This is a genomic window from Pseudomonadota bacterium (assembly GCA_022361155.1).
GTDB lineage: Bacteria > Myxococcota_A > Polyangia > Polyangiales > JAKSBK01 > JAKSBK01.
In genome coordinates this window covers 1-24,697 of record JAKSBK010000261.1, presented here as the reverse complement: position 1 = coordinate 24,697, position 24,697 = coordinate 1, and the positions used below count along the sequence as shown (strand labels likewise).

Below are 24,697 nucleotides of genomic sequence, written 5' to 3'. Positions count from 1 at the left end.
GCGCATCGCCAGCCGTCGCCTTTCTGCGCGTCGCCTTGCCGGTGGCCCTGCCCGGGCTCGTCGTCGGTGCCTCGCTCGCGTGGGCGCGTGCGCTTGGCGAGTTCGGCGCGACGTTGCTGTTTGCCGGCAACATGACCGGCAGGACGCAGACGATGCCGCTCGCGATCTTCTCGGCGCTCGAGTCGGATGTCCGCCTCGCCACCGTGTTCTCGCTGGTACTGGCCGCGCTTGGGGCTGTGCTGCTGGTAGGGCTTCGCCTCGTGCCCACGATGAGGCGGGCTGCCATCTGGAGGTCGGCATGAGCGGCTGGCGGGCCGCGGTCAGCGCCCGCCTGGGCGCCTTCGAGCTCGACGTGGAGCTTGAGGGGAACGCTGGAGCGCTCGCGCTCATCGGTCCGAACGGCAGCGGCAAGACCACGTTGCTGCGCGTTCTTGCCGGTGCGGTCAACGCCGAACGCGCCGAGATCGTGGTGGCTGGTGAGGTCCTTGCGAGCAGCCGAGCCAGCATCCACGTGCCCATGGAGCGGCGCCGCGTCGGCTACGTCCCCCAGGGCTATAGGCTGTTCCCGCACCTGAGCGCGCTCGACAACGTCGCCTTCGGGCTATCGACCGGACCGCACAAGTTGGCGCGCTACCATCGTGAGCGCAAGGCTCGTGACGTCCTCGCAGGTCTCGGCTGCGTGGCGCTTGCCCATCGACGCGTCGCGGGGCTGTCTGGCGGCGAGCAGCAGCGCGTTGCGCTCGCCCGTGCGCTTGTCATCGAGCCGGAGCTGCTGCTCCTGGATGAGCCGCTTGCCGCGCTCGACGTGAGCATGCGTCGAACCGTGCGGAGCTTTCTCGCCGAACGACTGCAGAGGTTCGGCCGCCCGTCTGTGGTGGCGACCCACGACGTGCGCGACGTCGCGGCTTTGGGTGCGCTCGTTTGCGCGCTCGAACAGGGCCGGATCGTACAGACCGGCAGCCTGGCTGCCCTCAGGGAAAGGCCGGCTTCCGCGTTCGTCGCCGAGTTCGTAGGGGTGGACGCTCGGATGTCTTCATGAGGGCCGTCATCTTCGATCTCGGAGGCTATTCCGTTGGCGAGCTCGCGTCGACGCAGCCCGACGAGGTGGTGGCCGACCTCAGCGACCCCGAACCTCTCGTAAGCCTATTGCGGCGGTGACCGGTGACCATGCTCGGCTACGCACGACCTCCAGGCCTCTTGCTCCCCCTGCCGCCGCGCTCGCGGGGTTCGTCCTCGCCAGCTGCCGCTGGCCGATCCTTGCGCCACCAGCGCGCCACAGCCGCCGAACGCCCGCAGCCCGAGCTTGCGTCGCCCAAGCTCCCGGATCAGCGCAAACAATCGCGCCACCCGCGCAGGCTCGGCGGACGAGCCCGCCCGCCCCAGGCGCTGCGCTTGCGCACGAAGATCAGCATCGTCGAGCTGCCGCAGCGCGCCGTCGAGCGCATCGATCTGCCGAACGACGCGCTCGTAGGCGCGCAAATCGTAACGAACCGGCACGCCTCGGATACGGTCCATGAAGCGGCGCAGCTTCGGCACGTCATCGTTTCGGATCACCGCCTGCGTCATGCGTTACCCATCGAAGCAACACGGCCGCAGCCGGGTGAGCGCCGTGCCGTTGGCGCGGTGCCGTTGGCGCCCGCCTCGAACGCGGTGCTAGCCTCCGCCGTCCATGGGACCGGCGTCGGCCGCGGGCTGGCCGAACACCGGCAGACAGGCACGCGGCCGTGCCACGCCGCACATGCCAGCCATGCAGCATCGCTCTAGACCGAGTCCGCTGCCGCAGTCATCCGGGGTCCGGCAGGTCTTGGTCTTGCTCAGCGCGCACACGGGAGGGGGCCGGCTCCCGCACACGCCGCCCGACGTGCAGCAGGCCTCGAGTCCAGCCACGGGTTGGCCGCATTCGCGCACGGTCGTGCAGTAAAAAAGACGCTGCCCGGAATCGCCGGCCCCAGCGTCGAAGCTGCCTGCGGCGCCCACACGCCCGTCCGCGTTCAGGCTGAGCCCGCCGTCCGGGGAGCCGGCAGCGCCCGCACGCCCGTCCGCGTTCAGTACGTCGCTGTTGTCCACGCACCCCACGCAGGACACCACCAGCGTAAGCCCCGGCAGCAACAACAATCGAGCGCGTTGTTTCGTGGCCTTCATGACAAGACGATGCCCAGCTCGTGTCCTGGATCCCTGATTCCGTACATGAGTCTGCGAGCGATTGGCGGCGCTGGGGCCGGCGAATCGGCGCCGGCCGCGGTTCGGTTTCGATGCACTGCAGCGCCATTTCAAGGAGTATGGTTCGTGGGCCGCGCTGCAGCCTCGGTCTGGCCGGGATCTGCGGCTTCCAGCAGCTGGAGGCGGCCATACGCGCGAGCGATGCGAGCATGCAGCCGTTCCATGTCTTCCTCGCTTTGCCTGGGTGGACGTGGCCGGGCTGACTTGAATCCGCCGCGGCCATCCGTGCAACCGGCCAGGTTCGTCTCTTCGTCGACCACGCACTTCAGCCCCGCGAGCGCGCAATCCAGCTCGACCACACGGGTCAGACCCTCGTACGGCTGGGTGCAGCGTTTGGCCACGCTGCCCTCGCAAACGCCCGTTCGTGACACCGGACACGGATCTTCCCAGCGCAGCGCCCTCTCTATCAGGCTCATGTTCCTCGGGCCGAAGCCGACCATGATGGTCCCGAAATCGCACACCTGGTCGACCGAGCCCATGCCGCTCGAAACGACGCCGTAGGTGGTCAACACGCCATGCTCATCTGCCTCGAAGTAGGGGCTGCCGGAATCGCCAAAGCAGGTGTTCGAGTCGCCCGGCGCGCCTCCCGCAACAAAGGAGTATCCAGGCACCAGCAGGGCCTCGTCGTAGATCGTGCGCAGGTACGCGATGAAGAACGGATGGCGGAAGCTGGGGCAGAAGTCGGGCTCCACGACGTCGGGCGGAGGCCAATCCCATGCGCAGCCGGTGTACCATTCGAAGAACTGCTCGAAACCGCCCAACATGACCTCGAAGATGTTGCCTTCGAGCGCGCGCAACGTCTCCTTTCCCGCCTTGCGGGTTCCCGCGGTTCCCGAGTTGTCCTGCATGCCGTAGCCGGCGTTTACAAGGACGTCGCCGATGCGCGATGCGTCCAGCGTGCCAAGCTTCATGGGCTCGCGGTCGGTAACCCGCTCGGCCAGGTGCAAGACCGCGAGGTCGCGCCCAAAGGATGTCACCAGACCGAGATCGTTCGGGGGGGCTACCCAGTCGACTACATGCACGATGCGTTTGGGCTGGCGTCCGTCGGGGCCAAAGCCGAAGGCGACCGGAACGTTCTTGACGAAGACGGCACAGTGTTTTGCGGTCAGGACCTGCCGCTGCGAGATGAGCGCCGCGCTGCAGAAGGGGTTGTAGCGTTCCCTGCCTTCCTCGTCCGTGTAGGGGACGACGAGCGAGCCCACCGCGTCGATGCCCGACGGCGCGGGGAAGCCCCCTATGACCTTGGCTCGCGCGGGCTCAATCGACTGTTCGGGCGTCGTTGGTGCGGTGCAGCTGGTCAGGGCGGCGACCAGGCCGGCCAGACTATGCAAACCCAGGACAAATGTCGGACGGATCTTCATCACGATACTCCCGTTTTTTCAGCCTTGCGGGCGTTTTTTCAGCCTGCGGGCGTTTTTTCAGCCTGCGGGCGTCGTTTGCCGTACGCGAGCAGAGCTGGCCGCGCCTCCCGAACGGCGAGGCCATGCTGCATCGAGCCAGCGTTCCCCGTTCCGGAAGCTCTCTTCTTTAGATCAGACCCGACCTTGCTTCCACCAGAAAATCTCGACACCGGAGCCTTAGGGCCGCGGGCCCTTAGTACCTCGCGTGCACGTTTATCCATCCACGGCCAACATCGCGAAGCGCTGCCGCGCCCTGGCAAGCGGTACTAGGCCACCGGGTTGGTCAGGGTCCCGATCGCGTCGATGGTGATGGAGACCTCGTCACCCGAAGCGAGCGAGAAATCGTTGCTGGGGACGATACCGGTTCCGGTCATCAGAAAAGCGCCGTAGGGGAAGCTGTTCTCCCTGGTCAGGAACGCGACCAGCTCCCTTGGAGCACGCTTCATCTGCTCGAGCGCGGTCTTGCCCTCGAACACGATCGTTCCCGCTCGCACGATACGGATGCTGATTTGGGTGTCGGGCCCCACGCTCTGCTCGCCCAGAAGAATGCAGGGACCTAGCGCACAGGCCTGATCGTAGGTCTTGGCTTGCGGCAGGTAGAGCGGGTTTTCGCCTTCAAGATCCCGCGAGCTGACGTCGTTGCCGACCGTGTAGCCCAGGATAGTGCCCGCTTTCGAGACGCATAGGGTGAGCTCGGGCTCCGGCACGTTCCACTTCGAGTCTTTGCGGATGCGCACGGCGGCCCCCGGCCCTACCACGTGATGCGGATTGGCCTTGAAGAACAGCTCGGGACGTTCTGCGCTGTAGACGTTGTCATAGAAATCGGCGCCGCCGCTGTTCGCCGATTCCTGCATGCGTGCAGTGCGGCTGCGGTAGTAGGTCACGCCCGCCGCCCACACCTCCTGACTTCCGACGGGAGCCAGCAGCTGCGTCGGCTGCGCGGTCGCTCCCGATCGGCTCGCCTCGATCAGATCGAGTGCAGCCTCGCTGGTGAGCAGGCGGTCGAGCGACAGGGAGCCCAAGGAGTCAAAAGCGCCGTCCCGTTCCAGTACCAGTCCGTTGGGGGTGTTGTAGAGCTTCATGTTCCAACGAGGATCCTTGACACAGATCTATTCGTATATCAACGACCTCTTGGCAGGTGCGCGCTAGTACCGGCCCGCTCTAGCGTTCGCTCTGCTCGTTGGCTATGCGAACCAGGGCCTGTGCCCAGGCCACCGCACTTGCGAGCTCCTGGTGGGTTTGGCTTTCGGCGGGCCCATCGAAGGCGTCCAGACGCTCGTGGGCTTCTACCAGCTGCTGTTGGGCTCGATCGAGCTCGATCTCGTCTGCCTTGGCGAACTCATCGGTGAGCAGTCGCACGATCTCGGGTCCAACCTCGACGTAACCGGTTCCAATAGCTGCCAGCTGATCCCCGTCCTGCGAGCGATAGCGGAGCGCACCGGCGTTGACCGCGGCCAGCAGGGGAATGTGCTGGGGCAGCACGCTGAGCTCGCCCAGCACACTAGGCAGCTGCACCCAGTAGGCCTCGGTTCGGACCGCCAGGCCCGCGGGTGTGGCGACCTCCAGGGTCAGTGCTCCGCCCGTTTCGCGCATTAGCTCGCAAGCTCCTGTGCCCGCTGCTTCGCTTCGTTGATGTTGCCAACCATGTAGAATGCCTGTTCGGGAAGCTCATCGAGCTCGCCGCTGAGGATTTCCTCGAATGCCGAAATGGTCTCCTCCAAGGCCACGTACTTTCCTGGAGTGCCCGTGAACTGGGTCGCCACGAAAAAGGGCTGTGAGAGAAACTTCTGCACCTTGCGGGCGCGTTCCACGACCTGCTTGTCGTCCTCGCTGAGCTCGTCCATGCCGAGGATGGCGATGATGTCCTGCAGGTCCTTGTAGCGCTGCAGGGTCTGCTGGACGGCTCGCGCCACTTTGTAATGGCGCTCCCCGATCACGGCGGGATCGAGCATGGTCGAGTTGGAGTCCAACGGATCCACCGCCGGATAGATGCCGAGCTCGGAAATGGCGCGCGACAGTACCGTGGTGGCGTCAAGGTGGGCAAAAGCCGCTGCCGGTGCCGGGTCGGGTAGATCGGCGGCAGGAACGTAGATCGCCTGCACGGAGGTGATCGAGCCCTTGTTGGTCGACGTAATGCGCTCCTGCAACGCGCCCATCTCGGTGCCCAGCGTCGGCTGGTAGCCGACCGCGCTTGGAATACGGCCCAGCAGCGCCGAAACCTCCGACCCAGCCTGCGTGAAGCGGAAGATATTGTCCACGAACAGCAGGACGTCTTGCCCTTCATCGTCGCGAAAGTACTCGGCCACGGTCAGGGCGCTGAGTGCAACCCGCGCCCGTGCACCAGGAGGCTCGTTCATCTGGCCGTAGACAAGCGCCGTCTTCGAGATGACCGACTCCCCCGATTCGAGCTTCGATTCGCTCATTTCCAGAAAGAGATCGTTGCCCTCTCGAGTGCGCTCTCCCACTCCTGCGAAGCACGAGACCCCGCCGTGCGCCTTGGCCACGTTGTTGATGAGCTCCATGATGAGGACCGTCTTGCCGACGCCGGCCCCGCCGAACAAGCCGATCTTGCCACCCTTACGGTAGGGGGCCAACAGGTCGATGACCTTGATTCCCGTTTCAAAGATCTGAACCTGGGTGCTTTGATCGGTGAAACTCGGCGGCGGTTTGTGGATCGGCGCGCGCCGCTTCGCCGTGACGGGCCCTGCCTCGTCTACGGGGTCGCCCACCACGTTGAGAATGCGGCCCAGGGTCTCACGCCCCACCGGTACCTTGATTGGGCCACCCGTGTTCTTGACTTGTTGCCCGCGCACCAGTCCCTCCGTGGCGTCCATGGCGATGGTGCGGACCGTGTTTTCCCCCAGGTGAGACGCCACCTCGAGAACCAGGTTCCATGGTTGGTCGCTGATCGCCGCGTTGCTCACCCGTAGGGCGGTCAGCAGGTCGGGAAGTTGTTCCGGCGGAAATTCCACGTCCACGACCGGTCCCATGACCTGACAGACGCGTCCGTTTTGAAGTTCAGGCATTGTTCTCGTACCTCATGCTAGCAGCTGGTAGCTAACAGCTAGTTCTTGAGCGCTTCGGCACCGCCGATAATCTCCATCAATTCCTTGGTGATGGCCGCCTGTCGCGCGCGATTGAACTGTAGGGTCAGCTTCGCGATCATTTCGGCCGCGTTCTTGGTTGCTGCATCCATGGCGGTCATGCGCGCCCCGTGCTCGGATGCTACCGATTCAAGCAATGCTCGGTAGACCTCGACTTCCACGTACATGGGCAGAAGCCTGTCCAGCAGGGCTCGCCGGCCTGGCTCGTACACGAAATCCACGAGGTCGTCGTCCTGCGCCTCCATGGGTTTGATGGGCAGCAGAGGCTCCATGACCACGGTCTGACTGATCGCACTCTTGAATTCGTTGTATACCAGGTAGACTGCGTCCAGCTCGCTGCGCGTGTATTCGTCAATGATGACCGCGCCGATCTCACGTGCCTTCTCCAGGTTGAGGTTCTCGAATACACCCGTGAATTCGTGTCGAGATGTGACACCGCGGCGCCGAAAGTAGTCGCGGCTCTTGCGTCCGATGGTGCCGATCGAGACTTCGGCACCCTGCTCCTCCAGCTCCCAGGCGTAGCGATGGGCATGCTTGTTGACGTTGGCATTGAAGGAGCCGGCAAGTCCGCGATCGCTTGTCAGAGCGACGAGCAGCACCTTGTTGATCTCGCGGCGTTCCAGCAGAGGATGGGCGAGCTCTCCCTCGCTGCGGGAGGCGAGGGAAGAGAGCACATCCAGGGTCTCGAGCGCATAGGGTCGCAGCTGTGTGATGGCCTGCTGGGCGCGCCGCAGGCGTGCCGCGGCAACCATCTTCATGGCCCGCGTGATCTTCTGCGTGCTCTTGACGCTGGCGATCCGCTTTCGGATCTGCTTCAGGCCGGACATGCCCTAGTCTTTCTTCTGTGCGTCAAAGCCCTGAGCAAAAGCCTTGATCGCCTCATGGAGCGCATTTTTCAGGTCATCGGATAGCGCCCGTTCCTTGCGTATGCGCTCCAGAACCTGGGGGTGGCTGGACTTGACGAAGGCCCTGAGCTCGGACTCGTAACGTGCGACGCTTGCGGCGGGATAGTTGTCGACATAGCCCTGGGTAGCTGCGAACACACCGAGTATCTGCTCCTCGACCGCCATGGGAGCGTATTGAGGCTGCTTGAGGATCTCGACCAGCCTCTGGCCGCGCGCCAGCTGCTGTTGGGTCGCCTTGTCGAGGTCCGAGGCGAACTGGGCGAAGGCCGCCATTTCACGAAACTGGGCCAGATCCAGACGCAGCGTTCCAGCCACCTGCTTCATCGCCTTGATCTGGGCGCTGCCGCCAACCCGCGATACCGAGATGCCAACATTGATAGCTGGGCGTACGCCGGAGTAGAAGAGGTCCGATTCCAGAAAGATCTGACCGTCGGTAATCGAGATTACATTGGTGGGAATGTAGGCCGACACATCACCGGCTTGGGTCTCGATGATGGGCAAAGCCGTCAGCGAGCCGCCGGAGTCCTCGAGCTTGTGGGCCCTGGCGCCCCCGCCCTGCTGCCGAGCTTTGGTCTTTGCTTGCTGCTCGCCTTCCGGGCCGGCGAAGATCAGGGAGTGATCATGGGGACGTTGCGGGGAGCGGCCCTGTTGAAGGACGACCCATTCTTCGGCCATTTTGGCGGCCCGCTCGAGCAGGCGACTGTGGACGTAGAAGACATCACCAGGGTAGGCTTCGCGTCCCGGAGGACGCCGCAGCAGCAGGGAGAGCTGGCGGTAGGCTGCAGCCTGCTTGGACAGATCATCGTAGATCACGAGCGCGTGGCGGCCGCTGTCGCGAAAATACTCGGCCATGGCGCAGCCGGTGTAGGGGGAAATGAACTGCAGCGGCGCGGTCTCGGAGGCGCCGGCGACAATGACCGTCGTATAGTCCATGGCCCCGTGAGCCGTCAGGCGGTCGACGACCTGGGCCACGGTGGACTGCTTCTGGCCGGTTGCAACATAGAAACAGTAGACGTCTTTGCCCTTCTGATTGATGATCGTATCTACGGCGATGGCGGTCTTACCTGTCTGACGGTCGCCGATGATGAGCTCGCGTTGACCGCGCCCGATGGGGATCATGGCGTCGATGGCCTTTAGCCCCGTCTGCAGGGGTTCTTTGACGGGCTGGCGGGCGATGATGCCCGGCGCCTTTAGCTCGACCCGGCGGCGGGACTTGCTCTCGATCGGCCCCTTGCCGTCCACGGGCAGGCCGAGCGCGTTGACCACGCGGCCCATCAGGGGCTCACCGGTCGGCACGTCAACGATGCGGCCCGTGCGCTTGACGGAATCGCCCTCGCGAATCCCTGTGTCGGTCCCCAATATCGCCACCCCAACGTTGTCCGACTCCAGGTTGAGCACCATGCCCGTCAGGCTGCCGGGGAACTCGACGAGCTCGCCCGCCATGGCGCTGTCCAGGCCGTGAACGCGCGCGATGCCGTCGCCCACCGTCAGGACCGTACCGGTTTCCATCACGGACACGGCACCGTCGTAGGACGCGATCTGGTCCCGAATGATGCGTGAAATCTCTTCTGCGCGGAGTTGCATGAAGTTCACCTGGTGTCCCGGAACAGTGATTACTTGCATAGCTCGGCGAGCGACTGCCGGCGAAGGGGCCGGCGAATCAAAGCCGAAAACGCTATCCCTGTGGTAGCAATCGCTCCCGCATGGCTTGTAGCTGATGCCGTACGCTGCCGTCGAGCATGCGATCGCCGATTCGGGTTATCACGCCTCCAATCAGGGAGCGATCCTCGCGCAGCACCAGCCGCACTCGCCGTCCTGTCACGTGCTCGAGCGCGCGCTTGAGCTCGTCCGAGTATCCAGCCGGCAACGGGGTCGCGCTGATGACCTCCGCTCGCACGCCGCCAGCGCGTCGTTCTCGGAGCTCCGCGTAGACTTCGGCAATCTCGCGGACCAAGCGCAGACGCTTGCGGTCGCACAGAAGGAGCAGCGCAGAACGCACGCACGCGCACAGCCCCGCGCGCTCGGCCAGTCGAGTCAACACCCTGCGTCGCAGCTCCGTGCCGCAGCGAGGGTCCTCGAGCACTCGGCGCAGCTCCGAGCTTGTTCGCCACATCTCGGAGAAGGCAGCGATATCGTTGCCGGCCCTGTCGATCTGCTGCTGACGATCCGCCAGATCAAACAGCGCCGTGCCGTAGCGTCTCGCTATGACCGATCCGCTCACGACGGTCGTTCCTCGTGGCTGGGCTCCGCGCCGCTCATCTGGTCCAGCGTCTGCGCGGAATCTTGAGCTGGCCGCCGCAGCTCCCGATCGTCCTCGTACGACTGCCTGGCGGCTGCGAGCCTTCCGAGCGCTTGCAGGTAGTCCTGAGCGAAACGTTGCTGATCACCTTGGCCGATCTGTTGGCGCAACAGGTCGCCGGCCGCCTTCACCGCTTGCTCGACGACCTCCCGCTGGATACCGGAGCGCAGCAGATTCATCTGCTGTGCGATCATGGCTTCCGTATCCCGGCGCAGCTTGTCGGCTGTCTTCTGTGCTTCCTCGAGAATCCTATGCTTCTCCCGCTCGTTGGAGCGGGTCATCTCCACGCGCGTGCGCTGCAGCTCCTCGTCGAGCGTCGCCAGACGCTCGGTGTACTCGCGGTGAACCGCCTCGGCCTCGGCCTTGCGCTTGGCCGCCTCGGCGAGCCCTTCCTGGACGAATCGCCGTCTGGCTTTGAGAAACTCGAGCAGGGGTTTGCGGCTCGCCCACACGAGCAGCGCAACGACTGCGGCGAAGTTGGTTACCTTCGCTATGAAGCCGATGTTTGCGATGCTGTGCAGCAAGCCCGGGTCGTGCGCCTGCTCCGTTGCGTGCTGGGCCTGCGCGGCCATGGCGAGCAGCGTGGCGAGCACGCTCGTGGCCGCGCAAAGCGTCCTGCGCCAGCGCCTCGCGCCCCGGCGCCTGGCCGCATCGACGCACTGCGAGGGCTGCTTGTGTGGGCTGTCAGACCCGGATCGAAACGGCGAACGCAGCCAGAACAACTCCCGGTTACAACCTGCTGGTGCTCCGGTCTGCACCTGCCGCATCAAGGCGTCCTGTGCTGGAGCAGGCGCGCGGCGATCTCGCGGGCCAGGACGGGCACTTGCTTGGTCGATTCTGCTCGTAGCGCCGCGCCTTCGGCCTCCAGTCTGGCGCGTGCCTTTGCGAGCGCCGCCTGCGCATCGGCTCGGGTCCTTCCGGTGAGCTCGGCAGCAAGCCTCTGCCCCTCCGCACGCAGCAGGTCGCGCTCCCGATTGGAGGCGTTGCGTACGCGCTTCAGCTCCTCTTCGAACTCGTGCGTCCGGCGGGCGGCTTCCCTTTCGAGCTGACGAGCGTCTCGGCGGGCGCCATCAATAGCCTTCTCCCGCGCCTCGAACAGCTCCATGACCGGGTTGAACACGAAGGCGCGAAGCAGGAGGAAGGCGACGAAGAACAGCGCAAGCTGCAAGAAGAAGGTCCCGTCGAGGTCGATGAGGGAGCCCCCTGCTAGCAACACGGCAAGGGCGATGGTCGCGGACATGGAATCATGAAACAGGCGGTGAGGCCCGCAAATGCGCGCTGTTCCTAACAGCCGGCATGAGACCCGTCAAGCAAGGAAGACGTGCGCTCATGCGGGCATCAAGTGATCGGCGGGTCGGGTCATGCGCGAGTGAAATCATGCAGAGAGTCGGGTCAGCAGCACTACTACATCAAGCGGCGGCGAAGCGCGGCTACCGCGCGGCGACTTGCTTTGACGTTTTCGTTCGTGACCAGCGATGAGGGCACCGGCAGGTCCGGGTCGATCAGGAATTGAAAGCTCACCAGCGTGTGTTTTTCGTCGAGCGGAGTGAGCTCCCAACGGGCAGTCATGTGCTCGATGTTGCCTTTGGTCATCCGCGCCTCGATCACGTCGGTGCTGCCGTGCTGTTTCGAGGCCTCCACCTTGAGCTGCGCCCATATCGTCACGGTGTCCTTGAGGATCCCCGCCTGCAGGTAGACGATGGCCTTCGGGCCCCTTTGGGCGAGAACGCGCGAGACCTTGAAGTGGGGCATGAACTCCGCATACCGGGAGTAGTCAACCACCACTGCAAGGACCCGGTTCGGAGCGGCATCGATGATCGCCTGTGCGTGGCCCATCCTCACATCGGTGCCGGGGTAGGGGCGAGAGCTTACCTCGATGCGGCCGTCGGACAGTCGCTTCACGGCCTTTCGCGGATCCTCTGCCGCGACAGCCCCATGGGTCAGCAACAGCAGCATCCCGAGCGAGCAGGCCCCGGCAAGCTGCCGCCAGGTGCAGTTCCGAAGCACGCTTCGCCCTGCAGGAACCAAACGCATCGCCGCGACGCCCCGCCACATGGCCATTGGAGTGTAGCTGCTATTGGCCGGCATACAAACCGGACGGGCCCGCGTCCGGCGTATTCAGGACCCGCCGGAAAAGGGAAAGCCATTCTTGAACGGGCCCTCAGGGCCCGCGGAAGAACGACTCGTGTGTTTCGGCGAGGACTGGGCGCCGCTGGCGAGGCGCGGCGGCGAGGAGTATTGGGGATACTTCGAGGAGCAGCAACCTAGCCAGCGGTGGTCAGAACCGGCGAAATGGATGAGCCGTTCCTCCGCGGGCTCTCAGTTGGCCGGTCGCGAGTCCTGCAGCGAGCTTTCGGCCGCCGCGGGGGAAGGCTCCGCGTTGTCGGATTCCGGCGTCATACGGCAGCTGCCTTCCAGTACGACGCCTTTGTCCACGTAAAGCTGAGGTGCACGCACATCGCCGAGGATTCTTCCGGGCGCATGGACTTCGATCAGTTTATCTGCACAAATGTTCCCTTGTACCGTACCGCCACGCACGATCAGGGTGCCGACCTGGATCTGGGCTTGCACTCGGGCGCTCTGGCCGACAATCAGCACATCGTCGCCGAAAATCTCCCCTGTGAAATGGCCGTCGATCCGAACGCGGCCCTGAAATGCCAGCTTGCCCTCGAAACGGGTCCCCTCGCCAAGCAGGGCGCTGATTTCTTCGATACCGCTCGGGTCCTTGCTGGACATCGCTTGTCGCACCACCCTACGGGAGCCGTCTGAAACCGGCAACCTGACCGCCTCGGGCGGGTTGTACGTGCTAGACGGCCTACTGGTGCAGCAGCAACCGCAAGCCATTCGAACCCACTCGCCAAGCAAGTGGCCGCGTCTGCACGTGCCCCGGATTCCCGAGGACGGGGGGGAGTTGGTATTGCCCCCGGAAGCCGCGCATCACGCCCGCGTGTTGCGGCTGCGTGCCGGTAGCCAGCTCGCCCTCTTCGATGCCCACGGCAACCAAGCCCTGGCTCGCGTCGTTGGCCGTGCATCGGGTCGCTGGTTGTGCCGGGTGTCCACCGGGCTCCCGGACGCTCGTTCGCTGCTGTGCGCGCGCACGAGGGTCGTGCTGGTACAGGCGCTGCCCAAGGGAGCCAAGCTGGACTCGGTCGTGCGGATGGCAACGGAGCTCGGCGTGGCCGTTGTGCTGCCGGTCAACAGCGAGCGCAGTGTGCCCCGGCTGGATGCTGCCCGCTGGGCCGGGCGCCACGCGCGCCTGCGCCGGATCGCTGCCGAGGCCCGCCGGCAGTCGGGGGGCGGGGCTTGTCCCGAGCTCGCGCAGCCACAAGCCTTGCTGGATGCGGCGAGGGCGAAGCCGCAGGCCGCGCTCGGGGTGGTCTTGCAGGCACGCACTCGGCATTGCCTCGACGCTGCGCTGGCCATGCGACCGCGTGACCGAAGGGTCGAGCTGGACATCGCCGAGACTCCCCCGGCTCGGGAGGTGTGGTTGGTGGTGGGACCGGAGGGGGGCTTCGGCGCGACGGAGCTGGGCGAGCTTGAGCGGCTGGGTTTCGTTTCCGCGAGCCTCGGCCGGCGCGTGCTGCGGGTCGAGACCGCCGCCCCGGTCGCCCTTGCGCTCGTGCTCGATCGGCTCGGCGAGATGGCACCGTTGGGGTGACCGCTCGAGGTGGGTGGTGGTAGGCTGATCAGCGGGGTTTGACACCAACCGGGTCGACGACCACATTCACATCACTCAGGAAGGCAGCCGCACGCCGTGTCCGCTCTCTCGTCCCTACTGGTGCGCGACCAGGTGGTGAGTGTCGCTCAGATCGAGGAGGCCCTGCAGCGACAGGTCCTGAGCGGGTGCGAGATCGACCAGGCCCTGCTCGAGCTCGGCGCGGTTCCCGAAAACGTGCTCAACGCGTACCGCGCAGCAGCGTTTGCGCTGGTGCCAGCGTCCCGGGAGCAGCTGATGAGCTCGCCACCCGAGGTCGTGCGCTTGATTCCGGCCCAGGAGGCGGCGCGCTACCGCCTGGTGCCGGTAGCCCGAGAAGGGCGCCGGCTCGTGGTTGCCGCCGCAGATCCTGTGGCTCCAGGCATCCGGCGCGAGCTGGGCTCGCTGTCCGGGTGTGAGATCGAGACACGTATCGCAGTTGATGCCCGAATTTGTGCCGCACTGGCCAAACATTACGGCATCACGGTTCCGGAGAGCATGCAAGGGCTGATCGCGAGGCTGGAGCACACGGACGCAGGTCCTTTGCGTATCAAGGGCCGGTCCGAGACGCCGGGAATCGCCCGGCCTCCTGACCGGGGCTCGACCCCCGTTGGGGCGTCCCCAGCGCAGGGTGACCCGCGAACGGCGGCCGTTGCGGCTTCCACCGCGGTTGACGCTCCCCCACAGGCATCGGGTCCAGCCTGGAGCCTGGGACCGCTGACCCCAGGCATCGTGCAGGAGCTGCTGCGCAGCGCCCCGAACCGCGACACCATCGTCGAGCTGTGCTTCGCGTACGCCAGGCAGTTCTTCGACTGCGCCGTGGCTTTCGCTGTACGCGGGGATACGGTGCACAGTGTTGGCATCGAGGGACTGCCGGCTGAGCTGGCTGGGGAGCGTTTGACCTTTGCCTTGCGAGAGCCGGGGTTGCTGCATGACGCGTTCCACGGTCGGGTGGCGGTTCAGAGCAACACCGGCCATGCGAGCGACCCCGCGCTAGCTCGCATGCACCGGACAGCGGCTCGTCCGGTCGTGGTGCTTCCTGTCGTGCTGCGGAAGCGAACCGTCCTGCTGCTGTACGGAGACCGAGCTGGCCAGCCCTTCGAGCTGGCCGATTTGGCGCACCTGACCGACGTGCTGCCCTCGGTGGGGCAGGCTTTCGAGCGCGTCCTCAAGGCGCGCAAGGCACAACGGACCGCGGGCTCAAGCCGCAATCGCCTGGCGCCGCCCTCGGCGCCGGACGCGGCCGAGACGCAGCAGCCGGCAGGCGGCGCAGCGCCGATGGCCCCACCCGCCTCGATGCCGGCAGCGTCACCTGCACACACGGACGCGCGCGCCGGGAAACAGGAACCCGGTACGGGGAGGCCTCCAGAAACGGCAGCGCCGCTGGCAGCAGTCGGTACCGCGACACGCGCGCCTGCGGTCAGGTCCCCTGGCACGGGACGGCGGCGCAGGGGTCGGCCGGTGACGCTGCGCTCCCTCGGCCGTGGCGTTGGCGCTAGCGATCGCTCGCCACCACAGCGCCCCCATGCCCGGCCGGATTCAACACCGCTGGAGCCGCCGCCATCGGATGCAGCGCCATCGGATGCAGCGCCGCCAAACCAGTCAGCGACGTCCAGGAACGCGCTCTCCGTGCTCGGCATTCCGCGATCAGCGCCTCCTCCTCCCGAGGTTCCCCCGCGCCCGCGATCGAGCGCTCCTCGGCCCGCGGCTCCGAACCCGGAAACGCCGCCGGAGGCGGGCGGCAATTGGGAGCGAGGCCGCGTCCCGCCCGTCGCGATTCCGAATGGCGAGGGTCAGACGACAGGGCGTCAGGCACGCGACACACGGCCAGACTCCCAAGCGCGCGTGCGTCGTGTACGCGAGGCGCGCGACGCGCACGACGCGCATGAGGCCCGGCACGCGCCTTCCCCAACCCCCGAGGAACCGAGCGTTCCACCCGTTCCAGGTCCACACGAACCTACGATCATCGTCGACATGGGTGAGCAGCTGTCCGCGCTGGTGGGCCGGCTGCGCACGTGCAGAGCCGGCTACGAAACCCCTGTGATCTCCAGTTTGCTGCGGATGGGAGATGCCGCGCTGCCTCTGTTGGTACAGTCGTTTCCGGGCACATTGTGGTTGCAGCGAGACGGGGCGCGCCAGCGGGTCCCCGCTGCTCGAGAGATCAGTGGCATTGCAAGAGCGCTACTCGCCTTTGGCAAGCGTGCTGGACCCTACCTGGCGCCGCTTCTCAGGGCTCCCCAGGAGGAGACGCGCTGGTGTGCCACGGTGGTGGCGTCCGAGATCGCGCATCCCAGTCTGGTCGAACCGCTGCTCGAGCGGCTGTTCGATCGCCGGGCAAAGGCTCGCCTGCCCGCTCTCAAGGGCCTGCGTGCGCTCAGGCAAAGCGCCGAGTACGCAGCTGCGCTGGACCAGCTACGCGCCGTAGCGGCCGAGCAGGGTCGGGAACCTGCAGAGCGGATAACCGTGATTGCGGCGCTCGCCGACCTGCGTGACGAGGGCGCGGTGGACGTGCTCATCGTGGGCCTGGAGGCGCGAGAGCAGGCAGTGGTGGAGGCGGCCGCGCGTGCGCTCAGCCTCGTGACCGCGCAGGATTTCGGGCGCGTCTCCAGGCGCTGGCGCCAGTGGGCGCAGCGCAACCAGCGACGTGACCGGGTCGAATGGCTGATCGACAGTCTGATGCACGCCGAAGAGGCGATGCGTGCCCAGGCCGGTGCCGAGCTACAGCAAGTGACGCGACAGTACTATGGGTACCATCCCTCCGCGTCCAAGCGCACCCGTGAGCGTGTCCAGCGCAAGTACGTGCAGTGGCTCGAGCGCGAGCGACGAAGGGCGGTGTCAATACGCTGAAATCTTGATCTCGTCGCAACCCAAGGGCGCGATAGTGCTCGACCGCAGCGTGCTGCTGGCGGCCGAAAGCGGCGCGCTCGTGCACGCCGATCGCCCCTTGTGGCGCCCCGGCAATGCAGTCCGGCATTTGCCCCGGGCCCCCAAAGCCGGTAGGAAGTGGGTGGATGCGCCAGGGCCGGATCGCGCCTCTTCTTGGGCCTGCCGCTGTCGCGTATGCGGCGGCCTACGTGGCCGCATCCGGGGAGCCGCTCGGCGCGTTCGGGATTGCGCTTGGGATCGCGTCACTGGCCTTGACCGTGGCGCCTTTGGCCAGCGGCTGGCGCGCCGACCCCGAGCCCCGGCGCCGCGTGCGCTTGCTGGGATTGCTTGCCGGCTTGCTGCTCGTGGGAGCGATGCGTCCGGCCACGATGCCAATGGGCCTGGCGGTCCTGACCGGGAGTGCCGGCGCGCTCTTTGGTGGGCTGCTGATCGACCTTGCCCTGGACGTGCCGGATCGGCCGGCGGCGCTCGTCCGCCTACGCTGGATACGAGCGGTGGCTTACACCGTGGCGATCCTCGTCACGCTGCTGCAGGTTGCTTCATTTGCCTTTGGCTGGCTGGAGCTTGGGCCCTTGCGACCGCCCGACCTCGCGGCTCACCCCGCTCGCGCGTTCGGGGCCCTGTGCGTACCGCTCGCGTTGTTGCTGCGCCTGCCACGGCGTCGCATGGGCAGTGCGCCCGAGGCGTTGGCCTCCAACGCCTGGGCGATCATCGGGCTGCTGCCCGCCGCCGGCGGCGCAGTCGTGCTTGCCGTGCTGCGGCTGTGCGGTCTGCCCATCGCAGCTGACTCGCTTTCGGGTTTCGTGGCATGTGCCTTGCTCGGCGTGGTGGGCGGCCATGTCCTGATGATCGACGCCCGCAGGCGCCTGAGCGCCGGGGGCGCGGCCCGCAGTCTGGTGGCGGCGCTGCTGACGCTGACGGCGGTCGTTGCGGCGGCCGTGCTGGTCGCCGGCGCATTCGCCGTGGAGGCGGCGCCCACTGCGCTCGCCGTCACGCTGACTCTGCTGGTGGCCGGCGGGGTCTACCAGCTGCTGCGGTTGGGAATGCGACGAACCATGGCGCCTTTCGCCGGGCGCCTGCTTGACGCGCTCGGCCGGGCTCGCGCCCAGCTGGCGGGCGCGGGCACCATGGAAGACATCGCACAGGCGGTGTTGTTTCCCCTGCGCGAAGCCGGTCGCGATGCGCGTGCACAGCCGCTGCTCTTCACCGTCGAGCCGGCTCTGCGAGCTCACCTCGACGGGGCCGGCCAAGCTCACGTCAGCGTTGCCGGGATGCCTCCCGCCCTGATCTCGGCCCTTGCGGCTGCGCCTTCCGACATCGTCCTGCGCGAGCCGCTCGAGGCTCGACGAGTACGGCGCCCGGACCTGCGTCCGCTGATCGACGTGCTGAGCGAGCTCGACGCGCTGTGCGTTGCGCCGCTGTCGAACGAGGGCGAGCTCGAAGGCGCCCTGGTCGTGCCACGGGGGCGCCGTCGCAGCGGCTTGACCCTGGAGGAGCTTGCTTCCCTGCGTTCGCTGTGCGTCCTGCTGTCCACCCTCACGGCCTTTGTATGCGCCCACGCACGGGCGCAGCGTCGCGCCTCGCAGGCGGCGCGTCACCACAGCGAGGCCGAGGAACGGATCGAGCGCATCAAGCTGGAGCTCGAGCGCCGCCGATCCGAAATTGCGCTGCTGCGACGGGCCGGTTCCGACCTCCAGCGGCAAAACCTCGTCTCCTACAGCCCGGCCATGCAAGAGCTCGTGGCCCGGGCGCTGCGGGTCGCCCCGCTCGAAACACCCGTCCTGCTTTGCGGAGAAGGGCAGCAGGCGATCGGGTCGCTTGCACAGCTGCTGCATCTCGAGAGTGGCCGCGGCGACGAACCGTTCGTGGTGGGGGACTGTGTGATCGTTCGTGGCGAGGCAGGCGCCTCGGCACTGTTTGGCCGGCGCGCGGATCCGGGCTCGCACGCCGGTTGGTTGCAGCTCGCCGAGGGTGGATCGCTGCTGCTGCTCGACGTGCCAGCGCTGGCGCTCGACGCGCAGCGCCGCCTTGCGCAGGCGGTGTCCGGCCACCAGGCGTGCCCGGTCGACGGTGGTTCCCACTATCCGGTCCACGCGCGCATCATCGCCACGGCTCGGGTTGATCTGGAGCCGCTGGTGGGTACGGGCGTGTTCGACGCGGAGCTTGCCCGGTGGTTGTCACCGCTGAGGCTCGAGCTGCCGCCGCTCGGCGAACGGCCCGAGGACCTGCCCTCGCTTCTGCTGCTCGCCGTGGATCGCGCGTGCCGCGCACGCGGCCGCCCGGTAGCCGGGATCGAGCCCGAGGCGCACAAACTGCTGATACGCTATCCATGGCCCGATGGAGAGCTCGAGCTGCAGAGTGTCCTCGAGCGGGCCGTAGATTCGCTGCAAGGTACGCGCCTGCGTGTCGAGGATCTGCCGGCGCGCTTGCGTGCCTCGAGCCGGCCCGAGCAAAGCGCGCAGGACCATCCGCTGACGGGCAGCTACGACACGGTGGAGCGCCGGTTGCTCGAACATGCCCTTGCGCGCGCCCATGGCAACAAGAGTGAAGCCGCCCGTTTGCTTGGTCTCAAGCGCACGACCTTCCTTGATAAGTACCGTCGTTACAAGACTGGGCAAGAAGCGCAGAGCGCGGTCGAAGGCAACGGCGAAAGCCCGCAGCGTCGCGAAGCCGAAGCGTGATTCCAAGGGCCAGCAGGCCCCAGGGGCCCGCTGGGGACGCTCACGCCTCGACATGCTGGTGGATTGGGTGTATCGGGCCCCAAGGCGTGCGGCCATCCGCAGCGCAGGCGCAGCCATCACGGGTCATGGACAGCCCCAGGGTGTTTCTGCTGAGCGATTCGACCGGTGACACGGCATCCCGTGTGCTGCGGGCGGCGCTCCGGCAGTTTCCCGGCCATCAGATCGAGCTGCAGCGCTACCCCCGGGTGCGTACGCGAGCTGCCGTGCAGCAGGTGGTGGGGGCAGCCTCCAAGGCGGGAGCCCTGCTGCTGTTCACGCTCGTGGACACCGAGCTGCGCCAGCACTGCTATCAGGTTGCGAGCGATCATGGAGTCGAGGCCGTCGACATCATCGGGGCCCTGCTGGTCAAGATCGAGAGCTTCCTCGAGGCGACCCCGCTCAATGTTCCTTCGGCGACGCTTCCGCTCTCGGAGGAGTATTTTCGCCGGGTCGAGGCGATGGAGTTTGCAGTCAAGCACGATGACGGCAAGGAGCCGGCGGGCTTGCACAAGGCGCACCTGGTCCTTGCGGGCGTGAGTCGCACGAGCAAGACGCCGCTGTCCATGTACCTGGCTCGCCGCTGCCTCAAGGTGGCCAATGTGCCTCTGGTACTGGGCGTCCCCCCGCCCGCCGAGCTGCATCGGCTCGATCCCGAGCGCGTCGTGGGACTCACGATCGATGTGGCGCATCTGCTCGAAATCCGCAGGGCCCGACTGCGGCAGCTGGGCATGCCCGTGGAAACGAACTATGGGCTGGCCGACCATGTGCGCGAGGAGCTCGACTACGCGAGCAGCTTCTTTGCGGAGCACGGCTGGCGCGTGGTCGACGTCAGCGGCCGCGCGATCGAGGACACAGCGACGATCATTCTCGGGCACTAGCACCTAGCTTAGCCAAGCTAGTGCTAAGCTAGCGCGCGCAGACCTGGTATCAGGGCAGTGGTGCTCGTGATGAGGGCGACATGAAAAAGTGGGTCTACACGTTCGGACGCGGCTCCGCCGAAGGCCGCGCCGAGATGCGCGAGCTGCTGGGAGGCAAGGGCGCCGGTCTGGCCGAGATGAGCAACCTCGGGCTACCGGTTCCGCCGGGGCTCACCATCACTGCCGAGGTGTGCGCGCACTACTACGGCAACGGGGGTCGGTATCCGGAGGGTTTGCGCGAGCAAGTCAGTGACGGCGTCGCGCGGATGGAGCAGGAGCTGGGGTCGAGCTTCGGCGACGCGGAGCGCCCCTTGCTGCTCTCCGTTCGGTCCGGTGCCCGCACCTCGATGCCGGGCATGATGGATACGGTGCTCAATCTCGGTCTCAACGACGCCACGGTCGAAGGACTGGCGCGGCGCAGCGGCGACGCGCGCTTCGCCTTCGACAGCTTCCGCCGGTTCATTCAGATGTACGCGAACGTCGTGCTGGATCTACCGATGGAGCGCTTCGAAAGGGTGCTGGCGGACACGAAGCGCACCTACAAGGTCAAGCTCGACACCGAGCTCAGCGCGGAAGCGCTGCGTGAGCTCTGCGTCGAATACAAGAGCATCGTGCGTAGCGACAGCCCTCGGGTGTTTCCCGACCAGCCTGGCGAGCAGCTTTGGGGAGCTGTCGGTGCCGTGTTCGGCAGCTGGCAAGCCAGGCGTGCGGTCGCCTACCGCAGGCTCCACGGGATTCCCGAGCACTGGGGCACGGCGGTCAACGTGCAGGCCATGGTCTTCGGCAACATGGGAATGGACTCGGCCACCGGCGTGGCTTTCACGCGGGACCCATCCACCGGCGAAAACTCGCTCTACGGCGAGTATCTGGTCAACGCTCAGGGCGAAGATGTCGTGGCCGGCATCCGAACGCCACAGAGCCTCACGGTGGCTGGAAAGAGACGGGTCAGGTCGGAATCACCGGCCATGCAAGAGGCCATGCCGGAAGCGTACGATCAGCTTGCTCGGATCGCTGGCAAGCTCGAGGCCCACTACCGTGACATGCAGGACATCGAGTTCACCGTGCAGGCCGGCACGCTGTGGATTCTGCAAACGCGCAACGCGAAGCGCTCGGCTGCCGCCTCGCTTCGCGTGGCCGTGGAAATGGCGGAAGCCGGGCTCATCGGTCGCTCCAAGGCGCTCGATCGCGTCAAGCCGTCCGCGCTTCAACAGATGCTGCACCCGCGGCTCGATCCCGGGGCCGAGCGGCGCGTGTTGACCCGCGGCCTGCCGGCCTCTCCGGGCGGTGCCTCCGGGCAGGTGGCGTTCACGGCGGATGAAGCCGAGCTGCTGGCGCAGCAAGGGACGCCCGTCATCCTGGTGCGCGCCGAGACGAGTCCCGAAGACATTCACGGCATGGCGGCGGCGCGCGGTATCCTTACCAGTCGAGGCGGCATGACGAGCCATGCCGCCGTGGTGGCTCGTGGAATGGGCCGCGCGTGCGTCTGCGGTGCCGGCGAGATCGTCATCGACGCGGAAAGCCGTACCTTGCGGGTGGGAGCCAGCATCATCGGCAGCGGGGACCACATCACGTTGGACGGCAGCTCGGGCGAGGTGATAGCCGGCAAGCTGGACACGATCGAACCCGAGTTGCCGCGCGAGTTCACGCTCCTGCTCAGTTGGGCTGACGAAGTGCGGCGCCTGGGGGTGCGCGCGAACGCGGAAACGCCCGAGGACGCGCGTGCCGCGCGCCGCCTCGGAGCGCAAGGCATCGGCCTGTGCCGCACCGAGCATATGTTCTTCAAGGGGGAGCGCATCCTGGCGATGCGCGAGATGATCGTGGCGAGCGACGAGGCCGGGCGCCGGCGGGCGCTTGCCAAGATCCTGCCCATGCAGCGGGCCGACTTCGTCGAGATCTTCGAGATCATGCAGGGCTTTCCGGTGACGGTGCGCCTGCTCGACCCCCCGCTTCACGAGTTCCTGCCCCACACCAACGAGGAAGTGGAGCAACTCGCCAAGGCCACAGCGTGGAACGCCCGTGAGGTGCGACTGCGTGTTCAGCGCCTGCGTGAAGCGAATCCCATGCTCGGTCACCGTGGCTGCCGGCTCGGTATCACGTATCCCGAGATCTACGAGACGCAAGCTCGGGCGATCTTCGAGGCCGCCTGCGAGGTCGTCCGGCAGGGCAGGTCCGTCAAGCCCGAGATCATGATCCCTCTGGTTGCGACGCGCGCCGAGCTGGGCATCTTGCGGGAACAGGTCACCGCGGTTGCGGAGCAGGTGTCCGAGCGCACCGGCATATCGCTCGACTACAAGGTGGGAACCATGATCGAGGTGCCACGGGCGGCGCTCATCGCAGACGACATCGCCGCGGAGGCGGAGTTCTTCAGTTTCGGCACGAACGATCTGACCCAAACCACATTCGGTGTCTCGCGTGATGATTCCGCCAGCTTCCTACAGGTCTATCAAGACAGGGGGATTCTGTCGGCGGACCCTTTTGTATCGCTCGACGTCAACGGTGTCGGCCAGCTGATCCAGCTCGCTGCGACCCGCGGCCGCGACGCCCGGCCGGGGTTGTCGCTGGGTATTTGCGGCGAACATGGAGGCGATCCAGCCTCGATAGCGTTCTGCGAACGGGTCGGGCTCGACTACGTCTCGTGCTCGCCCTTCCGCGTGCCTGTGGCGCGACTGGCTGCTGCCCAAGCTGTTGTGACGCTGGCCCGCAAGCGCGGCAAGAAGGTCGCGCGCTCCCCGACCGATGTGCCCGCACGCAGCGGCGGGCCAGCTGACCAAGGATCCAGATCGTGAAAACAGCACACCCGCTTTGCTCGTTGGTCCTGGGCCTTTGTGCCACGGTCCTGCTCGTTTCGGCGCCGGCACAAGCCAAACGCAAGCTCAAGGTCTACATCTCGGTGGACATGGAAGGGGTCGTGGGCGCGGTCACCGAGCAGCAGCTGGGGCCCAAGGGCTTCGAGTACCAGCGCTTCCGCGAGTTCATGACCAACGAAACCAATGCGGCCATCAAAGCGGCCTACGATGCTGGGGCGACCGAGATCCTCGTCTCGGACTCGCACGGCAACGGTCAGAACCTGCTGATCGAGCGTCTGCCCGCGAGCGTGCAGGTCGTGCGATCCTGGCCGCGGCCGTTGATGATGATGCAGGGGATGGACGCCACGTTCGACGCCGCCATCTTCCTCGGTTACCACACCAGCACCTCGGCCCTGCACGGAGTGCGTGCCCACACCTTGTCGAGCGCTCGCTTGGCCGAAGTGCGCCTGAACGGCGTCGCCATGAGCGAGGCATCCCTCAACGCGGCCGTTGCCGGCCATTTCAATGTGCCGGTCGTGCTGATTTCGGGCGACGACGCGACCGTGAACGAGGCCCGGAGCGTCATCGGGCCCGTGGAGGGCGCGGTCGTGAAGTGGGCCTACAGTTTCCACTCGGCACGCAGCTTGACTCCCCAGGCTGCCTACAAGCTGATCGGCCGCAAGGTGCGCAGCGCGCTGCGGCGGCTCGACGAGTTCCGCCCCTACAAGCCGAGAGCACCGTTGCAGCTCGACGTGCGCTTCAAGAACTACCGGCCTGCGCAGGTGTTGGCGCTGCTGCCGATCGTCGATCGCACGGACTCGCACAGCATCCGCTACCGCGCAACGAATGTGCTCGAGGTCTTCCGCTTCCTGGAGTTCATGTTGTCGTACAATGCCGACCTTGCCCCTTAGGGCCCGCGGAAGAATAACTCGTGTGTTTCGGTGAGGACTGGGCACCGCTGGCGAAGCGCGACGACGAGGAGTATTGGGGAATGGGGAACGGAGTCGACCGGACCCGGGGGGTGCGATGGTGGCTGGCGAGCTGGCCAGAGAATGACGACCCACGATATTCCGACCCTGCACGACGTGTTTCGGGCGCGCAGGCGTGTCTATCGCTACTTGAAGCCCACGCCCCTGCATCACTACGCGAGCCTTTCCGATCTGCTCGGGGCGCGCGTGTGGGTCAAGCACGAAAACCACCAGCCCACGGGCGCGTTCAAGGTGCGTGGCGGTCTGAACCTGGTGGCGGGGTTGAGCCCGCAGCAGCGCCAGGCTGGCCTGTTCACGGCTTCTACCGGCAATCACGGACAGAGCATCGCCTTTGCAGCGCGCGCTCACGGCGTCCGGGCTACGATCGCCGTGCCGGACAACGCCAACACGGGCAAAGTGGCCGCGATGCGCGGCCTGGGCGCAGAGGTCGTGTCCTACGGGCCGGATTTCGACGTGGCACGCGAGTGGATCACGGCCGTGGCCCAAGAACGGGGAGGCTGCTACGTCGGCCCAACGGACGCTCCGCTGATCCAAGGCGTCGGCACCTACGCTCTCGAGATCTTGGAGGAGCTGCCCGACGTGGACATGGTGTTCGTTCCGGTGGGAGGCGGCAGCGGCGCGTCGGCGGTAAGCATCGTTGCCAAGAGCATCAATCCACGGATCCAGGTGATCGGTGCTCAATCCGCTCAGGCGCCTGCCATGCAACTGAGCTGGAAGTCGGGGCAGATGGTCAACGCCGAGATGAAGACGTTTGCCGAAGGTGTCGCAACGCGGGTT

Annotated in this window: 21 protein-coding genes and 1 pseudogene; 9 read left to right on the top strand and 13 right to left on the bottom strand. The window is 66.4% G+C overall.

Annotated features, from left to right (window positions below):
• The coding region (locus MJD61_09890) for a molybdate ABC transporter permease subunit (GenBank protein MCG8555580.1) at positions 1-302 on the top strand (302 nt) is incomplete at its 5' end.
• Positions 299-1,039 carry an ATP-binding cassette domain-containing protein gene (locus MJD61_09885; GenBank protein MCG8555579.1) on the top strand — a complete coding sequence of 247 codons (741 nt, stop codon included), beginning with the start codon at positions 299-301 and terminating at the stop codon, positions 1,037-1,039. The genes MJD61_09890 and MJD61_09885, both read left to right, overlap by 4 nt.
• 104 nt (positions 1,040-1,143) lie before the next feature.
• On the opposite strand, the gene MJD61_09880 is transcribed toward MJD61_09885, so the two are convergent.
• The 13 genes and pseudogenes from MJD61_09880 to MJD61_09820 form a co-directional block, all read right to left on the bottom strand.
• Positions 1,144-1,566 carry a hypothetical protein gene (locus tag MJD61_09880; GenBank protein MCG8555578.1) on the bottom strand — a complete coding sequence of 141 codons (423 nt, stop codon included), beginning with the start codon at positions 1,564-1,566 and terminating at the stop codon, positions 1,144-1,146.
• A gap of 87 nt (positions 1,567-1,653) precedes the next feature.
• Positions 1,654-2,142, bottom strand: a complete 489-nt coding sequence (locus MJD61_09875; GenBank protein MCG8555577.1) for a hypothetical protein — start codon at positions 2,140-2,142, stop codon at positions 1,654-1,656.
• 128 nt (positions 2,143-2,270) lie between these two features.
• Entirely contained in the window at positions 2,271-3,581 is a 1,311-nt protein-coding gene (locus MJD61_09870; GenBank protein ID MCG8555576.1) for a S1 family peptidase, read from the bottom strand.
• Positions 3,582-3,886: 305 nt separating this feature from the next.
• Entirely contained in the window at positions 3,887-4,702 is an 816-nt protein-coding gene (locus MJD61_09865; GenBank protein ID MCG8555575.1) for a fumarylacetoacetate hydrolase family protein, read from the bottom strand.
• 79 nt (positions 4,703-4,781) lie between these two features.
• Positions 4,782-5,213 (bottom strand): ATP synthase F1 subunit epsilon, encoded by a 432-nt coding sequence (atpC, locus tag MJD61_09860; GenBank protein ID MCG8555574.1) that lies wholly within the window; start codon positions 5,211-5,213, stop codon positions 4,782-4,784.
• Positions 5,213-6,646, bottom strand: a complete 1,434-nt coding sequence (atpD, locus tag MJD61_09855; GenBank protein MCG8555573.1) for a F0F1 ATP synthase subunit beta — start codon at positions 6,644-6,646, stop codon at positions 5,213-5,215. The genes atpC and atpD overlap by 1 nt, the downstream gene beginning before the upstream one ends.
• A gap of 38 nt (positions 6,647-6,684) precedes the next feature.
• Positions 6,685-7,551, bottom strand: coding sequence for an ATP synthase F1 subunit gamma (gene atpG, locus MJD61_09850; protein MCG8555572.1), 867 nt, complete (start codon positions 7,549-7,551; stop codon positions 6,685-6,687).
• Positions 7,552-7,632: 81 nt separating this feature from the next.
• Positions 7,633-9,213 (bottom strand): annotated as a pseudogene (atpA, locus tag MJD61_09845) (F0F1 ATP synthase subunit alpha).
• A 91-nt stretch (positions 9,214-9,304) separates the two neighbouring features.
• On the bottom strand, positions 9,305-9,850 hold the full coding sequence (atpH, locus tag MJD61_09840) for an ATP synthase F1 subunit delta (GenBank protein ID MCG8555571.1): 546 nt from the start codon (positions 9,848-9,850) through the stop codon (positions 9,305-9,307).
• The gene (locus MJD61_09835; protein MCG8555570.1) at positions 9,847-10,695 is read right to left on the bottom strand and encodes an ATP synthase F0 subunit B; all 849 of its coding nucleotides are present in this window, start codon (positions 10,693-10,695) and stop codon (positions 9,847-9,849) included. Before MJD61_09835 ends, atpH begins: the two co-directional genes overlap by 4 nt.
• Positions 10,695-11,168, bottom strand: a complete 474-nt coding sequence (locus tag MJD61_09830; protein ID MCG8555569.1) for an ATP synthase F0 subunit B — start codon at positions 11,166-11,168, stop codon at positions 10,695-10,697. The genes MJD61_09835 and MJD61_09830 overlap by 1 nt, the downstream gene beginning before the upstream one ends.
• Before the next feature lie 164 nt (positions 11,169-11,332).
• Positions 11,333-11,935, bottom strand: coding sequence for an SRPBCC family protein (locus MJD61_09825; GenBank protein ID MCG8555568.1), 603 nt, complete (start codon positions 11,933-11,935; stop codon positions 11,333-11,335).
• Between the two features lie 312 nt (positions 11,936-12,247).
• The gene (locus MJD61_09820; GenBank protein ID MCG8555567.1) at positions 12,248-12,664 is read right to left on the bottom strand and encodes a polymer-forming cytoskeletal protein; all 417 of its coding nucleotides are present in this window, start codon (positions 12,662-12,664) and stop codon (positions 12,248-12,250) included.
• Between MJD61_09820 and MJD61_09815 the strand changes: the two genes are divergently transcribed.
• The 7 genes from MJD61_09815 to MJD61_09785 form a co-directional block, all read left to right on the top strand.
• Positions 12,654-13,586 carry a 16S rRNA (uracil(1498)-N(3))-methyltransferase gene (locus MJD61_09815; GenBank protein MCG8555566.1) on the top strand — a complete coding sequence of 311 codons (933 nt, stop codon included), beginning with the start codon at positions 12,654-12,656 and terminating at the stop codon, positions 13,584-13,586. The genes MJD61_09820 and MJD61_09815 overlap by 11 nt on opposite strands.
• A 96-nt stretch (positions 13,587-13,682) precedes the next feature.
• Positions 13,683-16,469 (top strand): hypothetical protein, encoded by a 2,787-nt coding sequence (locus MJD61_09810; GenBank protein ID MCG8555565.1) that lies wholly within the window; start codon positions 13,683-13,685, stop codon positions 16,467-16,469.
• Positions 16,470-16,633: 164 nt separating this feature from the next.
• Positions 16,634-19,189, top strand: coding sequence for a sigma 54-interacting transcriptional regulator (locus MJD61_09805; GenBank protein ID MCG8555564.1), 2,556 nt, complete (start codon positions 16,634-16,636; stop codon positions 19,187-19,189).
• Between the two features lie 125 nt (positions 19,190-19,314).
• Complete coding sequence (locus tag MJD61_09800; GenBank protein ID MCG8555563.1) at positions 19,315-20,106, top strand: kinase/pyrophosphorylase; 792 nt, start codon at positions 19,315-19,317, stop codon at positions 20,104-20,106.
• Positions 20,107-20,186: 80 nt separating this feature from the next.
• A complete protein-coding gene (ppdK, locus tag MJD61_09795) occupies positions 20,187-22,931 on the top strand; it encodes a pyruvate, phosphate dikinase (GenBank protein ID MCG8555562.1) in 2,745 nt (914 codons plus the stop codon).
• Entirely contained in the window at positions 22,928-23,842 is a 915-nt protein-coding gene (locus MJD61_09790; protein MCG8555561.1) for a M55 family metallopeptidase, read from the top strand. Before ppdK ends, MJD61_09790 begins: the two co-directional genes overlap by 4 nt.
• A gap of 141 nt (positions 23,843-23,983) precedes the next feature.
• A partial coding sequence (locus MJD61_09785; protein MCG8555560.1) for a pyridoxal-phosphate dependent enzyme occupies positions 23,984-24,697 on the top strand: 714 nt, incomplete at its 3' end.